We start from the raw sequence: 15,722 nt of genomic DNA on the forward strand, positions 1-15,722 counted from the left end.
GACGCAAACGTTCTCTTTTACCTGAACTTACCACTGAAACTGGGGATTAACCATAAGGCAAAACGGGTCATCACATTAGCTTATGACTAAAAACCAGCAAAAACCCAACAGAATGATTCACTGGTTAAATACAATTACCTCCGAGCAAACGCAATGTTAATTCCAGGTTAGTTAGCTTATGGTGATATTTAATGTGGTAAAAGATGCCGATTTTCCATCATGAAAAAAACGCGAGATTAGATAATCTAATGCGAATTAGAGGGTGAAATTAGAATATTTCAAATGAGAGAAATCTCCCGGCACAGAAGCCGGGAAACGAAAGTGTGATGGGGGTCTAACTTAGCGCAGCCAGTCTGGCAGATCGTTCAAACCCATCGCCTGACGAAGCAGCTGGGGTTTTACACCTGGAAGGGTATCGGCCATTTTCAGACCCAGATCGCGGAGCAGTTTTTTGGCCGGGTTATCGCCCGCAAACAACTCGCGGAATCCCTGCATACCGGCCAGCATCATCGCGGCACTGTGCTTGCGGCTGCGTTCATAGCGGCGCAGATAAAGGTGCTGACCAATGTCTTTCCCTTCACGATGCAAACGACGCAGCTCTTCGATGAGCTCAGCGGCATCCATAAAGCCCAGATTAACGCCCTGTCCCGCTAAGGGATGGATGGTGTGCGCGGCATCGCCCACCAGCGCCAGACGGTGCGCGGCAAACTGGCGCGCGTAACGGCCTGTCAGTGGGAACAACTGACGCTCGCTTTCAAGCGCACACAGACCCAGGCGGTTATCAAACGCCATGCACAGCGCCTGATTAAATTCTTCCGGCGTCACGTCCTGCATCTGCTGGGCTTTTTCCGGGATCAATGACCAGACAATGGAACACAAATGCGGATCGCTCAGCGGCAGAAACGCCAGAATGCCGTTATTGTGGAAAATCTGACGTGCTACGCCACCGTGCGGCTCGGTGGTACGGATCGTCGCGACCATCGCGTGATGACGGTAATCCCAAAACGTCAGTGGGATATCCGCTTTATTTCGCAGCCAGGAGTTCGCACCATCAGCGCCAACAACCAGACGCGCCGTTAACATCTCGCCGCTCTGCAACGTAATGAAAGCTTCGTTCTCGCCCCAGGCCACCTGCTGCACCTGCGCGGGCGCTATCAGCGTCACATCTGAGCTTTGCTGTGCTTTTTGCCACAGCGCGTGATGAACCACCGCATTTTCGACGATGTGCCCCAGATGGCTGTAGCCCATGCTTTCGTCATCAAACGTGATGTGACCAAAGCTGTCTTTGTCCCACACTTCCATACCGTGGTAACAGCTTGCGCGAAACGCCGTGATATCTGACCAGACGCCAAGACGCGTCAGCAACTTTTCGCTGGCGGCATTGATGGCCGATACGCGAAGTTCAGGCGGTGCGTCTGGGGCGACGGGCTGCGGTGGCGTGCTTTCAAGAACCGCAACGCGCAGGCCGCTTCCCTGCAAACCGCAGGCTAAAGCCAGACCGACCATTCCGCCGCCAACAATGGCAACATCAACATTCTGCACTGAGTTAACTCCTTAACGCGCGACCCAACCAAGAGTCCGCTGCGCCAGCACGTTACGTGCCGGAATGAATAGTTCCATCGCCATCAGCCCCGCATTACGTCCGGCCACCAGCGGTGCCCAACGGTTTGCGAATAAATGCACCAGGCCATCGGTGACGCCAATGGTGGCCTCTTTGTCGGTCTGACGACGTTTCTGATATTGGCTGAGTATGGCGTATGCGCCGTAATCATTTTCATCTCGCCACGCCAGTGCCAGCGTCTCTGCCAGGCTCATCACGTCGCGCAGACCCAGGTTAAATCCCTGGCCTGCTATCGGATGCAGCGTTTGCGCCGCATTGCCGACTAACGCGAGGCGATGGGAAATGGATTGCGATGCCGTGGTCAGTGCCAGAGGATAAGCGGCACGCTGCCCCGCATGGGTGATACGTCCAAGCCGCCAGCCAAACGCCTTTTGCAGCTCGTCGCCAAAACGGGCGTCAGACCAGGTCATCACCTCGTCAATGTTGTCCAGCGCGTGACACCAGACCAACGAGCTGCGTCCGTCCGACATCGGCAGCATCGCCAGCGGGCCAAACTCCGTAAAACGTTCAAACGCGCGCCCCTGATGGGCGACAGCGGTAGAAACGTTAGCAATCACCGCCGCCTGACCGTAGGGCTGCTGATGCCATTCAACGCCACACTGGGTGGCGAGTGCGGAACGAGAACCATCGGCAGCGACGAGCAGTTGCCCGTCGAGCGTGTCGCCATTATCAAGCGTGACGCTGACGCTATCCTGAGAACGGGTAAAACTCGCTACTCGCGCCGGACAGTGCAGCCTGACGCCGGGCGCATCCTGCAATAAACGGAACAACCGCAGGCCAACGTCATGCAGCTCAACCACGTGCCCTAGCGCGTCAATGCGGTAATCCTGCGCATCCAGCGTCACGAAACCGGCATGGCCGCGATCGCTGACATGTACGGTGTTGATTGCGGTTGCACGATCGGCAATGGCTTGCCAGATACCCACCCGAGCGAGTTGCTGGCAGGTGCCTTGCGCCAGCGCAATCGCTCGGGCGTCAAACCCCGGGTGATCCGAAATTTGCGGGGCAACGGCTTCGACAAGATGAACAGGCAAGCGCCCCTCGGTGAGCTTAGAAATCGCCAATGCCAGCGTCGCGCCAGTCATGCCTCCACCCACGATGATGACACTCATGCGCGTGCCGCCGCCATCAGCGCTTCGATATCGTCTGCCTTTTTCACCACTTGCGCAGTCATATTTTCGTTACCGGTTTCGGTAATGACGATGTCGTCTTCAATACGGATTCCGATGCCGCGATACTCGGCAGGCACGTCAGCATCTGGGGCTATGTAGAGGCCCGGTTCGACGGTAAGCACCATGCCCGGCTCAAGCGTACGCGAGCGGTCAGGCCCGTAGCCGCCGACATCATGTACATCCAGCCCCAGCCAGTGGCTCAGGCCGTGCATAAAGAATGCGCGATGCGCGTTATCCGCAATGAGCTCATCAATATCGCCGTTGAGAACGCCGATATTGACCAGGCCCGTGACCATTATGCGCACGACTGCGCCCGTCACCTCCTGAATGGACGTACCTGGGCGGAACAGCGTCAGTGCGGTTTCGAGCGATTCCAGAACAATGTCGTAAACGGCACGCTGTGCAGGGGTAAATTTGCCATTCACCGGGAATGTACGGGTGATGTCACCGGCGTAGCCTTTATATTCACATCCTGCATCGATCAGCACTAAATCGCCGTCGCGCAATGCGCTTTCATTTTCGGTGTAATGCAAAATGCAGCCGTTTTCACCGCCGCCGACAATCGTGTTGTATGACGCAAAGCGCGCGCCGTGGCGGGAAAACTCGTGAAGAATTTCGCCTTCAAGCTGATATTCGAACATGCCAGGACGACATTTTTCCATCGCTCGCGTATGCGCCAGCGCGCTGATTTCGCCCGCGCGGCGCATGACGTGTAGCTCTTCTGCCGATTTAAACAGGCGCATTTCGTGAACGATGGGACGCCAGTCGGTGAGCGATGCAGGCGCCGTTAAGTTCTGACGTGAGCCCTTACGCAGCTTATCCAGCGCGGTGAAGACAATGTCGTCTGCATACGCATATTCGCCCTGCGCGTGGTAAACCACATCCAGACCGTTGAGCAATTGATAAAGCTGTTCGTTGATTTCGCTAAAGGCCAGCGCGCGCTCGACACCGAGTTTTTCGGGGGCGGCTTCCTGACCTAAGCGACGGCCAAACCAGATTTCGGCGGTGAGATCGCGAACACGATTGAACAAAACGCTGTGATTATGGGTGTCATCGCTTTTGATCAGCACCAGGACCGCTTCCGGCTCGTTAAAACCGGTAAAGTACCTGAAATCGCTGCTTTGGCGATACGGATACTCGCTGTCGTTGCTGCGCGTCGCTTCCGGTGCGGCAAAAATCAGCGCCGCGCTTCCAGGCTGCATTTTTGCCAACAGCGCCTGGCGACGACGAAGATACTCCTGCTGAGTCATGACACCCTCCTGTGCGTTCTTATTCTTAATGTAATGTCGGTTTGCGAACTTCCGGTGCGGTTGGCTGCGAGCGCGTAAAGGTATCGTGGCACAGCAGCGCAGCGACGCGCACATACTCGATAATCTCTTCGACAGACATTTCAAGCTCTTCCTGGTCTTCGTCTTCGTCGTAGCCAAGCTGGGCAATGTTACGCAGGTCGTCGATGGCTTCACCCGCTTCACCGGTGACTTTATCGAGCTTAGGCTGCGTCACGCCCAAACCTAACAGATAGTGGTTTACCCAACCCGCCAACGCATCGGCGCGATCAAACACGCTAACGTCATCGCCATCAGGCAGATAAAGCTGAAAAAGGAAGCCGTCGTCTTCCAGCGAATCGCTGGTAGCTGAATGCATTTTACGCAGCGTTTCCGCCAGTTCGTGACCAAACGCCAGACCTTCGTTTGTCAGGTCGTGAAGCAGCGGCTGCCATGAGCTGTCGCTGTTTCCGCCGCACAGCATGCCACTGATCAGACCGTGCATTTCAGCAGGGGTCAAACCCACGCCCTGCTGGTTAAGTAACTGGCTTACTTCGTTGTAACCAGGCATTTCGTTCTGTATAGACATGCGCATTCGTCATCGTTGGGAGAATATTCATGATATGCTACCACTTTGGACCCTGGAGATACCAGAAAAGGGCTTGTATCTTCATATCATGGTAGCTATAGTGTCGCCCCTTCGCAGCCCCCGGGCCATGAGCGAAGGTCGCGCAGTCAATAAGCAGGAAGGTGGCATGTCTGCACAACCCGTCGATCTCCAAATTTTTGGCCGTTCGCTGCGAGTGAATTGTCCGCCTGAACAAAGGGATGCTTTGAGTCAGGCTGCGGACGATTTGAATCAGCGGTTGCAAGATTTAAAAGAACGCACTAGAGTCACAAATACTGAGCAGTTGGTTTTCATCGCCGCGTTGAACATCAGCTATGAATTAACTCAGGAAAAAGCGAAGACCCGCGATTACGCGGCGAGCATGGAGCAGCGCATTAAAATGCTCCAGCAGACCATCGAACAAGCGTTGCTTGATCAAGGTCGCACTCCCGAAAGACCGGGACAAAAGTTTGAATAACACTTCGCAGTTGACTATGGTAGAGTGACTGTGAAGAAAAAATTTCTCTGAGATGTTCGCAAGCGGGCCAGTCCCCTGAGCCGATATTTCATACCACAAGAATGTGGCGCTCCATGGTCGGTGAGCATGCTCGGTTCGTCCGAGAAGCCTTAAGACTATGACGACATATTCACCTTGAACCAAGGGTTCAAGGGTTACAGCCTGCGGCGGCATCTCGGAGATTCCCACTCTTCTTACTACCAAACTTCCACCATGACGCAACTTCCTGAAGTTCCAGTATCCCGACAAGAAATCCGTCAGTTCATCCGCAAACAACGTCGCGCATTAACCCCCGATCAACAAGCTCACTTTGCCCAACAAGCCTCGGCTCGCATGATGGCCTATTCGCCCGTTGTGATGGCGCATACGGTGGCGCTGTTTTTGTCCTTTGATGGTGAACTGGATACCCAACCGCTGATCGAACAACTGTGGCGTGCCGGAAAGAAAGTCTATCTGCCCGTCTTACATCCCTTCAGCCCCGGCAATTTACTGTTCCTGCATTATCATCCGCACAGCGAACTGGTTGTGAATCGCCTGAAAATCACTGAACCCAAACTTGATGTGCGCGATGTTTTACCGCTCAACGAACTGGATGTGCTGATTACGCCGCTGGTGGCATTCGACAGATATGGTCAACGCCTTGGAATGGGTGGTGGATTCTACGATCGTACGCTGCAGAACTGGCAGCAGCATGGCTTGCAGCCGGTCGGATATGCGCATGATTGTCAGGGTGTGGACATGCTGCCGGTAGAGAAATGGGATATCCCGCTGCCCGCCGTGGTCACGCCATCAAAAGTGTGGGAGTGGCGATAAAAAAACGGTAACACCCGTTACCGTTTTTACTGTTTTCGCGCTCTTCCGACGAAGAGAAATCAGGTTGCCGCAGATTAGTACAGCAGGCGTGCGCGAATCGTTCCTGGAATAGCCTTCATGCTCAACAGCGCTTTCTCAGCAACATCGTCATCCGCTTCAATATCGATAACCACGTAGCCCATCTGCGCGTTGGTTTGCAGATACTGCGCGGCAATGTTGACGCCCTGCTCGGCAAAAATCTGGTTAATTGCTGTCAGCACGCCTGGGCGATTCTCGTGGATGTGCAGCAAACGACGACCGCCGTGCAGCGGGAGAGACACTTCCGGGAAGTTCACCGCAGAGAGCGTGGAACCGTTATCGGAATATTTGCTCAGCTTACCCGCCACTTCCAGGCCGATATTTTCCTGGGCTTCCTGCGTCGAGCCACCGATGTGCGGCGTCAGGATCACGTTGTCGAATTCTAACAGCGGAGTGGTAAACGGATCGCTGTTGGTTGCCGGCTCCGTTGGGAAGACGTCGATTGCCGCGCCCGCCAGATGCTTACGTCTAAGCGCGTCACACAGCGCTGGAATATCCACTACCGTGCCACGTGCGGCATTAATCAGCAGCGAGCCCGGCTTCATCAGTGCGATCTCTTCTGCGCCCATCATATTCTTGGTAGAGGCGTTTTCCGGCACATGCAGACTCACCACATCGCTCATATTCAGCAAGTCGGAAAGATGCTGCACCTGAGTGGCGTTGCCCAGCGGCAGTTTGTTTTCGATATCGTAGAAGAACACATTCATACCCAGGGATTCGGCAAGAATACCGAGCTGCGTACCGATGTGACCGTAACCAATAATCCCGAGCTTTTTGCCACGCGCTTCATAAGAGCCTGACGCCAGTTTGTTCCAGATGCCGCGGTGCGCTTTGGCGTTCGCTTCCGGAATACCGCGCAGGAGCAACAGCAGCTCACCGATCACTAATTCCGCGACCGAACGGGTGTTGGAGAACGGCGCGTTAAAGACTGGAACACCGCGTCGCGCTGCGGCATTCAAATCGACCTGATTGGTACCAATACAGAAACAACCGATGGCCACCAGCTTTTCAGCACACGCAATAACGTCTTCAGTCAGATGCGTACGGGATCGCAGGCCAATGAAGTGGGCATCACGGATGGATTCTTTCAGCTGCTCTGTATCCAGCGCACCTTTATGGAATTCGATGTTGGTGTAACCTGCTGCGCGAAGATTATCGAGTGCTTTCTGATGCACGCCTTCGACGAGCAGAAACTTAATCTTGTCTTTTTCCAGTGATACCTTTGCCATTTACCCGACCCTGTTTGTCTGAACTGTTGTTGTGCTGGATTTAAATCCGCTACCGCCAACATATCAAAAAAAACTATTGCAGCAATATGAACGTTTGCGTGGGCACTCTGAAGAAAAGTCATCCAGGGCAAAATGACAGCATAAAATGCTGCGGTAAATTTGAAAGGCGGAAGGATCGTCAGGAGAGGTCAAAAAACGTGATACAAGTCACCGAATTTGGCTTTTGAAAAATATTTAACGGGGAGAGGACTCCCCGCGTCAGATCATTTTACGATGGTTTTCACGCCGTCAGCGGTGCCAATCAGCGCCACATCCGCGCCCCGATTGGCGAATAGCCCTACAGTCACTACGCCCGGAATCGCATTGATGGCGTTTTCCATCGCCACGGCGTCCAGAATTTCCAGATTGTAAACGTCCAGAATCACGTTACCGTTATCAGTGACCACACCCTGACGATATTCCGGGCGACCACCCAGCTTCACCAGTTGACGAGCAACCGCGCTGCGCGCCATCGGAATGACTTCGACCGGCAGAGGAAAGGTTCCCAGAATATCGACCTGCTTGGAGGCATCGGCGATACAAATGAATTTATCAGCAACGGAAGCGATGATTTTCTCACGCGTCAGCGCCGCGCCACCGCCTTTGATCATCTGCATATGGCCGTTGATTTCGTCGGCACCATCCACGTAAATGCCCAGACGATCCACTTCGTTCAAATCGAACACGGTAATGCCCAGACTTTTCAGTTTTTCCGTGGAGGCATCAGAGCTGGAAACTGCACCCTCGATCTGCCCTTTCATCGTGCCAAGCGCATCAATAAAGTGTGCTGCGGTCGATCCAGTACCCACACCGACAATCGTGCCTGGTTGTACGTACTGGAGTGCGGCCCATCCTACTGCTTTTTTCAGTTCATCCTGCGTCATGATCGTTTGCCTGTGGTGTGAAAACTCAGGGCGCATTATAGAACATGGACACCCTGAATGTCCCTGTGACCAGTGTCACATTAACGCGTAAAGACCCGACTGCTCCGACGTGGTCAGAATTCGTCAGTCTCAAAGGTGAATTTGTGTCATAGTGCAGAATAAGCAAACTCAGGAGTACTGCCTCGCAATGAAACGTCCGGACTACAGAACACTACAGGCGCTTGATGCCGTTATTCGTGAACGAGGTTTTGAGCGCGCAGCGCAAAAGCTGTGCATCACTCAATCCGCCGTATCACAGCGAATCAAACAGCTGGAGAATATGTTCGGACAACCGCTACTGGTACGTACCGTGCCACCGCGTCCGACAGAGCAAGGGCAGAAACTGCTCGCCCTGCTACGCCAGGTAGAATTGCTGGAAGAAGAGTGGTTGGGTGATGAGCAAACCGGCTCCACGCCGCTGCTGTTATCGCTGGCGGTGAACGCCGACAGTCTGGCGACCTGGCTGCTGCCCGCGCTTTCAGCCGTTCTCGCGGACTCACCGATTCGCCTTAATTTGCAGGTGGAAGATGAAACCCGAACGCAGGAACGTCTGCGTCGCGGCGAAGTTGTCGGTGCAGTGAGTATTCAACCGCAGGCGCTGCCGAGCTGTCTGGTCGATCAGTTGGGTGCTCTCGACTACCTGTTTGTTGGTTCGAAAGCCTTTGCCGATCGCTATTTCCCCAACGGTGTGACGCGCGCCGCGCTGCTGAAGGCCCCCGCCGTCGCATTCGACCATCTCGACGACATGCACCAGGCGTTTTTGCAGCAGAACTTCGATCTCCCGCCGGGCAGCGTGCCGTGCCATATCGTGAATTCATCAGAAGCGTTTGTGCAGCTGGCTCGCCAGGGAACGACCTGCTGTATGATTCCGCATTTGCAGATTGAAAAAGAGTTGAAGAGCGGTGAACTTATCGACTTAACGCCAGGACTGTATCAGCGCCGGATGCTGTACTGGCACCGATTTGCGCCAGAAAGCCGCATGATGCGCAACGTCACGGATGCGCTGTTGGCCTATGGGCATAAAGTGTTGAGACAGGATTAACGGAAGCAACCCCTCTCTTTGTGGGAGAGGGGTCATGCTCATTACTGCGTTTTTGTTGCAGGTTCTGGCTGTTGAGCCTGTGCAGGCTCAAGCTGGAACACCACATCGACCTGATCATCGAACTGAATCGTTGGCTGCTCGTAGGTTTCTTCCGCTGAAACAGGCGCTGCATCTGCCTTCATCATGCGAACCATCGGGCTTGGCTGATAGTTTGAGACGTGATAGCGCACGCTGTACACCGGCCCCAGCTTGGTCTTAAAGCCTGAAGCCAGTTGTTGCGCCTGACGCACGGCGTCATCAATCGCCGCTTTACGGGCTTCGTCTTTATACTTCTCCGGTTGCGCAACGCCTAATGACACGGAACGAATTTCGTTCAGTCCCGCCTTCAGCGCGCCGTCCAGCAGCGAGTTCAGCTTGTCGAGTTGACGTACCGTCACTTCAACAGTACGCACCGCACGATAGCCTTTCAGAATGCTTTTGCCATTCTGATAGTCATAATCCGGCTGAGTCCGCAGATTGGCGGAGTTAATATCCTTTTTCCCAACGCCGTTTTGCTCAAGGAAGGAGAGATATTGCGCAACACGATCGTCCGCCTGTTTTTTAGCAGAAGCGGCGTCTTTTGCTGCCACGTTCACTTCAATCGCAAGCGTTGCGACATCCGGAACGGCATCAACGCTCGCTGTGCCAGAGGTGACAATGTGCGGACCATCAGGCAATTCGTTTGCCTGTACCGACATTGCGCCAAAACTTACTAATGCCGCCAGGGCCATCACTTTACACTTCACTGTCATTCCTCCATGTTGCGAAGAGTGCCCATGAACAGGGCGCATGCCAGCAAGCTTAGCGGGTCTGCTACAGTTGTCCATAAGAGAACGCTTAGTTGAGCAGTCCCTGAATATGATGAAGCCCCTCTTTTGCGAGCTGGAAAGCAATAAACCACATCACCAGGCCGACCAGGGTATTAATAATGCGCTGCGCTTTCGCCGTACGTAGACGCGGTGCCAGCCATGCTGCCAGCAGCGCCAAACCAAAGAACCAAAGGAAAGAGGCGCTGACGGTACCAAGCGCAAACCAGCGTCTCGGCTCAACATCCAGCTGTCCGCCCAGACTACCGAGCACCACAAATGTATCCAGATAAACATGCGGATTAAGCCAGGTCACGGCCAGCATAGTGGCGATGATCTTCCAGCGCCCTTGCTTCATGACCTCCGCGGTGGCGAGTTCCAGATTGCTGCCCATCGCCGTTTTCAGCGCGCCGAAACCGTACCACAGCAAAAATGCGACGCCCCCCCAGGTCACCAACGCCAGCAGCCACGGTGACTGCATGAGCAATGCGCTGCCACCAAAAATCCCGGCGCAAATCAGCAGCAGATCGCTCACCGCGCACAGCATCGCAATCATCAGATGATACTGACGGCGAATACCCTGATTCATCACGAACGCGTTTTGGGGACCGAGGGGAAGAATCATGGCCGCGCCAAGCACAAGGCCTTGAAAATAATAAGATAACATGGGTTCAATCTCGAGCAGATGTCTTTAGGTGCAGACTATACTGACGGATTGTCATTAGAGGAAATTGATAATATTAATTGGCAATTAGCATAGCTAATATAAAGCCCGGACGCATATGCGTTACCGGGCTATAAAAGTAAAAATTATTCTGCTTCTTTTACACGCTTGAAGTTCACGTCCATCTGCGGATATGGGAAGCTAATATCGTTCGCGTCAAATTCACGCTTAATACGCTCCAGCACGTCCCAGTATACATTTTGCAGATCGCCGCTGTTGCTCCAGATACGCACCACAAAGTTGATGGAAGAAGTGCCGAGCTCGTTCAGTCGAACGGTTCTTTCGCGATCCTTCAGGATACGTTCGTCAGATTCGATAATATTGGTGATGAGTGATTTCACCTTATCGATATCCGAATCGTAAGAGACGCTAATAATCAGTTCGTTACGGCGCACCGGCTCGCGAGAAAAGTTAATGATGTTGCCCGCAATAATCTTGCCGTTTGGGATCACCACGATACGACCATCAACGGTGCGCATAGTGGTAGAGAAAATCTGCACCTGCAACACGGTCCCCGCAACGCCGCCTAAGTCGACATATTCCCCTGAGCGGAAAGGACGGAAAGTGACCAGCAGCACGCCTGCCGCCAGGTTAGAAAGGGATCCTTGCAGCGCCAAACCAATGGCTAAACCTGCCGCGCCGAGAACCGCGATGACGGATGCAGTCTGGACGCCTACGCGGCCCAGCGCAGCAATCAGCGTGAAAGCGATAACGCCATAGCGCACCAGTGCAGAGAGGAAATCCGCGACCGTTGCATCAATATGACGTGCGCGCATGACGCGGTTAAGCGCATTGGAGACAATACGCGCCACGATCATACCCACGATAATAATCGCGATTGCCGCTACGATATTGACCGCGTAACTCAACAGCAGCGCCTGGTTGCGCACCAGCCAGGTTCCCGCATTGTTTATGCCATCGACTACACCGAGATCTTCCATTCTTCTGTCCTTTTGCTAAATCAAAACACAAAACATCCGTCCCACAAGGAGACAGGCAAGTGAATTAAGGGTAAACAAAAAGTGAGGAATATGCCAAAGAGATCACAAAATGCAGTGTTGCAGAGTGTTGAAAAACCATAAAAAAAGGCCCGCAAATGCGGACCTTTCTGACGCTTTTAGCAGCTCAAATTACAGAACGTCAACCGCGTTCAGTTCTTTGAATGCCTGCTCCAGACGGGTAATCATGGAAGTCTGTGCAGCACGCAGCCATACGCGTGGATCGTAGTATTTCTTGTTCGGCTGGTCGTCGCCTTTCGGGTTGCCCAGCTGACCTTGCAGGTACGCTTCGTTGGTTTTGTAGTACTGCAGGATGCCGTCCCAGGTTGCCCATTGGGTATCGGTATCGATGTTCATTTTGATAACGCCATAGCTGACGGAATCTTTGATTTCCTGAGCAGAAGAGCCGGAACCGCCGTGGAAGACGAAGTTCAGGCTGTTGTGCGGCAGGTTATGTTTCTTAGAAACATAGTCCTGGGAATCACGCAGGATAGTTGGGGTCAGAACCACGTTACCTGGTTTGTAAACGCCGTGCACGTTACCGAAAGAGGCCGCGATGGTGAAACGTGGGCTGATTTTGCTCAGCTCGGTGTACGCGTAATCAACGTCTTCTGGCTGGGTGTACAGTGCAGAAGCGTCCATGTGGCTGTTGTCCACGCCGTCTTCTTCACCGCCGGTGCAACCCAGTTCGATTTCCAGAGTCATATCCATTTTGGACATGCGCGCCAGGTATTTGGAACAGATTTCGATGTTTTCTTCCAGAGACTCTTCTGACAGGTCGATCATGTGAGAAGAGAACAGTGGTTTACCGGTTGCTGCGAAGTGTTTTTCACCCGCGTCCAGCAGACCGTCGATCCACGGCAGCAATTTTTTTGCGCAGTGGTCGGTGTGCAGGATAACTGGAACACCGTAGTGCTCAGCCATCTGGTGAACGTGGTGTGCACCAGAGATTGCGCCCAGGATTGCCGCGCCCTGAGGAACGTCAGTTTTCACGCCTTTGCCCGCGATGAACGCAGCGCCACCGTTGGAGAACTGAACGATTACCGGAGCTTTAACTTTTGCAGCGGTTTCCAGCACGGCGTTGATGGAGTCGGTACCCACGCAGTTCACAGCTGGCAGAGCAAAGTTGTTTTCTTTAGCTACCTGGAACACTTTCTGAACGTCATCACCAGTGATCACGCCAGGTTTTACGAAATCAAAAATTTTAGACATGTTACGAGTCCTGTATCTTCGGCCGTTAGAAAAGGTGCGAGCTCTTAAAAGCACGCTGAAATTAGGGCAGGTTTCCCTGCCCATGAATGGCTTACTTCTTAGCGCGCTCTTCGAGCATTGCTACTGCTGGCAGAACTTTGCCTTCCACGAACTCAAGGAATGCGCCGCCACCAGTTGAGATGTAGGAGATTTTGTCAGAAATACCGAACAGGTCGATTGCTGCCAGGGTGTCACCGCCGCCTGCGATAGAGAACGCTTCGCTGTCTGCGATTGCGTTAGCAACAATTTCAGTCCCTTTACGGAAGTTAGGGAATTCGAACACGCCAACCGGACCATTCCACAGAATGGTTTTCGCGTTTTTCAGGATATCAGCCAGTTTCTGTGCAGAAACGTCGCCCAGGTCCAGAATCTGCTCTTCATCTTTGATGTCGTTGACAGATTTCAGGGTCGCGGTCGCGGTTTCAGAGAATTCAGTCGCTACGCGAACATCCGTTGGGACTGGGATATCGCAAGTGGTCAGCAGACGTTTAGCTTCTTCAACCAGGTCCGCTTCGTACAGGGATTTACCCACGTTATGGCCCTGAGCGGCAACGAAGGTGTTTGCGATACCGCCGCCAACAATCAGCTGATCAGCAATTTTAGACAGGGAATCCAGAACGGTCAGTTTGGTAGAAACTTTAGAACCACCCACGATCGCAACCATTGGACGAGCAGGTTCTTTCAGTGCTTTACCCAGTGCGTCCAGCTCTTCAGCCAGCAGTGGACCTGCACAAGCGACGTCAGCAAATTTACCGATACCGTGAGTAGAAGCCTGAGCACGGTGAGCAGTACCGAATGCATCCATTACGAATACGTCGCACAGTGCCGCGTATTTTTTGGAGAGGGCTTCGTCGTCTTTCTTCTCGCCTTTGTTAAAGCGAACGTTTTCCAAAACAACCAGCTCGCCTTCAGCCACTTCAACGCCGTCCAGGTAGTCTTTAACCAGACGTACCGGGTTGGACAATTTGTCTTTCAGGTAATTAACAACCGGCAACAGAGAGAATTCTTCGTTGTACTCGCCTTCGGTCGGACGACCCAGGTGAGAGGTTACCATCACTTTAGCGCCTTGTTTCAGGGCCAGTTCGATGGTTGGCAGAGATGCACGGATACGCGCGTCGCTGGTCACTTTGCCATCTTTAACGGGTACGTTCAGATCGGCACGGATGAAAACGCGTTTACCTGCCAGATCCAAATCGGTCATCTTAATTACAGACATGGTGAATCCTCTCGTTGATTCTTAAAGTTTTGCAAGCGCACTTTGCGCCCTACCTGAAACCTTGCGCGGCCATGGCTAACGTGGTGTCGAGCATTCGGTTAGCAAAGCCCCATTCGTTATCACACCACACCAGCGTTTTGATGAGGTGGGCACCGCTGACCCGCGTCTGTGTACCATCAACAATGGCACTGTGGGGGTCATGGTTAAAATCTACTGAGACCAACGGTAATTCCGTATAGTCAACTATACCATGAAATGAACCCTGTGCCGCCTTTTGCAGTAACAGGTTGACTTCGCTGGCTTTTACCGGTTTTTTCACCGTCACGCTGAGATCAATTGCGGTGACATTAATGGTCGGTACACGCACCGCGATTGCTTCAAAACGATCGTTAAACTGCGGAAAAATACGGGTAATCCCTGCCGCAAGTTTAGTATCTACCGGAATGATTGACTGACTTGCTGCGCGCGTGCGGCGCAAATCCGGATGATACGCGTCAATCACCTGCTGATCGTGCATGGCAGAGTGGATCGTCGTTACGGTCCCTGACTCAATGCCATATGCATCGTCTAACAGTTTAATGACCGGAATAATGCAGTTTGTCGTACAGGAGGCGTTGGAGACAATACGGTGTTCGGCTTGCAGTTCATGGTGATTCACGCCGTAGACAACCGTCGCGTCAAGATCGTGACCACCTGGGTGGGAAAACAGGACTTTTTTAGCGCCTGCTGCAAGGTGCGCTTCTCCGTGTTCACGGTTACCGTACACGCCGGTACAGTCGAGAACCACATCCACGCCCAACTCACGCCACGGCAGCGCGTCAATGCTCTGCTCATGCAACACGCGAATGGCATCGTCGCCGACAAAGAGCTGCTCTCTTTCCTGGCGAACATCCCAGGCAAAGCGCCCATGGCTGGTGTCATATTTCAATAAATGCGCCATACCCACGGCGTCAGCCAATTCATTGATGGCCACTACGGTGATTTCCGCACGTCGCCCGGATTCATATAAGGCACGAATCACATTGCGTCCGATGCGACCAAACCCATTTATCGCTACGCGTACGGTCATAGGTCTCCTGCAAGGCTTTCCCTGAGTTTGAGGTGGCTGAAAGAGTAATCCAGCAACGCTCGGAGGGGAATCCTCGCCTGTCACAAACTGCGACTGATTGGTCAATTGTCGAACAACTCAACAACTGAAACGCTTCAGCAAGAATAAGCGAAACAGAGAATAAAAGGAATGTTCGGCCAGGCCAATAAGACAGCTATATGACTTGCGTCACATTTTAAATGGAATAATTCACAACGTTTTCACACGGCGGTGGAATAGCTGACACAAAAAAGCCGGACGGATGTCCGGCTCAGATTTTGTATGCCCGGCGAAT

The 15,722-nt window shown here is 53.2% G+C and carries 15 protein-coding genes and 1 other RNA gene; 4 read left to right on the top strand and 12 right to left on the bottom strand.

Features of this window, described 5'->3' with window-relative positions:
- Nucleotides 1-339 precede the first annotated feature (339 nt).
- From ubiI to ACKI5T_RS18945, 4 genes are read right to left on the bottom strand one after another with little or no spacing between them, the layout of a single operon-like run.
- The gene (gene ubiI / locus ACKI5T_RS18930) at nt 340-1,542 is read right to left on the bottom strand and encodes an FAD-dependent 2-octaprenylphenol hydroxylase (protein ID WP_407439427.1); all 1,203 of its coding nucleotides are present in this window, start codon (nt 1,540-1,542) and stop codon (nt 340-342) included.
- A gap of 12 nt (nt 1,543-1,554) precedes the next feature.
- Nucleotides 1,555-2,733, bottom strand: coding sequence for a 2-octaprenyl-6-methoxyphenyl hydroxylase (gene ubiH / locus ACKI5T_RS18935; protein WP_407439429.1), 1,179 nt, complete (start codon nt 2,731-2,733; stop codon nt 1,555-1,557).
- Nucleotides 2,730-4,043: a Xaa-Pro aminopeptidase gene (gene pepP / locus ACKI5T_RS18940; protein WP_407439431.1), complete on the bottom strand. Its 1,314-nt coding sequence runs from the start codon at nt 4,041-4,043 to the stop codon at nt 2,730-2,732. Before pepP ends, ubiH begins: the two co-directional genes overlap by 4 nt.
- A gap of 25 nt (nt 4,044-4,068) precedes the next feature.
- A complete protein-coding gene (locus ACKI5T_RS18945; RefSeq protein ID WP_072241760.1) occupies nt 4,069-4,647 on the bottom strand; it encodes a YecA family protein in 579 nt (192 codons plus the stop codon).
- Between the two features lie 166 nt (nt 4,648-4,813).
- Here ACKI5T_RS18945 and zapA point away from each other — a divergent pair, with 166 nt between their 5' ends.
- From zapA to ACKI5T_RS18960, 3 genes are all read left to right on the top strand, one after another.
- Nucleotides 4,814-5,143, top strand: a complete 330-nt coding sequence (gene zapA / locus ACKI5T_RS18950; RefSeq protein ID WP_015960320.1) for a cell division protein ZapA — start codon at nt 4,814-4,816, stop codon at nt 5,141-5,143.
- A gap of 41 nt (nt 5,144-5,184) precedes the next feature.
- A non-coding RNA gene (ssrS, locus tag ACKI5T_RS18955) (6S RNA) lies at nt 5,185-5,368 on the top strand.
- A 27-nt stretch (nt 5,369-5,395) separates the two neighbouring features.
- Nucleotides 5,396-5,995 carry a 5-formyltetrahydrofolate cyclo-ligase gene (locus ACKI5T_RS18960; protein ID WP_407439433.1) on the top strand — a complete coding sequence of 200 codons (600 nt, stop codon included), beginning with the start codon at nt 5,396-5,398 and terminating at the stop codon, nt 5,993-5,995.
- A 74-nt stretch (nt 5,996-6,069) separates the two neighbouring features.
- Here ACKI5T_RS18960 and serA read toward each other — a convergent pair whose 3' ends face one another.
- Together serA and rpiA are read right to left on the bottom strand one after the other, a co-directional pair.
- Nucleotides 6,070-7,302, bottom strand: coding sequence for a phosphoglycerate dehydrogenase (gene serA / locus ACKI5T_RS18965; RefSeq protein ID WP_015960322.1), 1,233 nt, complete (start codon nt 7,300-7,302; stop codon nt 6,070-6,072).
- Nucleotides 7,303-7,565: 263 nt separating this feature from the next.
- Nucleotides 7,566-8,225 carry a ribose-5-phosphate isomerase RpiA gene (gene rpiA / locus ACKI5T_RS18970; RefSeq protein ID WP_041689510.1) on the bottom strand — a complete coding sequence of 220 codons (660 nt, stop codon included), beginning with the start codon at nt 8,223-8,225 and terminating at the stop codon, nt 7,566-7,568.
- Between the two features lie 187 nt (nt 8,226-8,412).
- Between rpiA and argP the strand changes: the two genes are divergently transcribed.
- The gene (gene argP / locus ACKI5T_RS18975; protein ID WP_015960324.1) at nt 8,413-9,306 is read left to right on the top strand and encodes a DNA-binding transcriptional regulator ArgP; all 894 of its coding nucleotides are present in this window, start codon (nt 8,413-8,415) and stop codon (nt 9,304-9,306) included.
- 41 nt (nt 9,307-9,347) lie between these two features.
- Here the strand turns inward: argP and ACKI5T_RS18980 are convergent, their stop codons facing one another.
- The 6 genes from ACKI5T_RS18980 to epd all read right to left on the bottom strand — a co-directional run bounded on the left by ACKI5T_RS18980 (nt 9,348) and on the right by epd (nt 15,409).
- Nucleotides 9,348-10,091, bottom strand: a complete 744-nt coding sequence (locus ACKI5T_RS18980) for an oxidative stress defense protein (protein WP_041689511.1) — start codon at nt 10,089-10,091, stop codon at nt 9,348-9,350.
- A gap of 91 nt (nt 10,092-10,182) precedes the next feature.
- Nucleotides 10,183-10,818 carry an arginine exporter ArgO gene (gene argO, locus ACKI5T_RS18985; protein ID WP_407439435.1) on the bottom strand — a complete coding sequence of 212 codons (636 nt, stop codon included), beginning with the start codon at nt 10,816-10,818 and terminating at the stop codon, nt 10,183-10,185.
- A 143-nt stretch (nt 10,819-10,961) separates the two neighbouring features.
- Nucleotides 10,962-11,816, bottom strand: a complete 855-nt coding sequence (locus tag ACKI5T_RS18990; RefSeq protein WP_015960327.1) for a small-conductance mechanosensitive channel MscS — start codon at nt 11,814-11,816, stop codon at nt 10,962-10,964.
- 189 nt (nt 11,817-12,005) lie between these two features.
- Nucleotides 12,006-13,085 (bottom strand): class II fructose-bisphosphate aldolase, encoded by a 1,080-nt coding sequence (gene fbaA / locus ACKI5T_RS18995; protein ID WP_015960328.1) that lies wholly within the window; start codon nt 13,083-13,085, stop codon nt 12,006-12,008.
- Between the two features lie 91 nt (nt 13,086-13,176).
- A complete protein-coding gene (gene pgk / locus ACKI5T_RS19000; RefSeq protein WP_407439438.1) occupies nt 13,177-14,340 on the bottom strand; it encodes a phosphoglycerate kinase in 1,164 nt (387 codons plus the stop codon).
- A 49-nt stretch (nt 14,341-14,389) separates the two neighbouring features.
- Complete coding sequence (gene epd, locus ACKI5T_RS19005; protein WP_015960330.1) at nt 14,390-15,409, bottom strand: erythrose-4-phosphate dehydrogenase; 1,020 nt, start codon at nt 15,407-15,409, stop codon at nt 14,390-14,392.
- Between the last annotated feature and the right edge of the window lie 313 nt (nt 15,410-15,722).

It is taken from the genome of Lelliottia sp. (genome assembly GCF_045627565.1).
In the GTDB taxonomy this organism is placed as follows: domain Bacteria; phylum Pseudomonadota; class Gammaproteobacteria; order Enterobacterales; family Enterobacteriaceae; genus Enterobacter.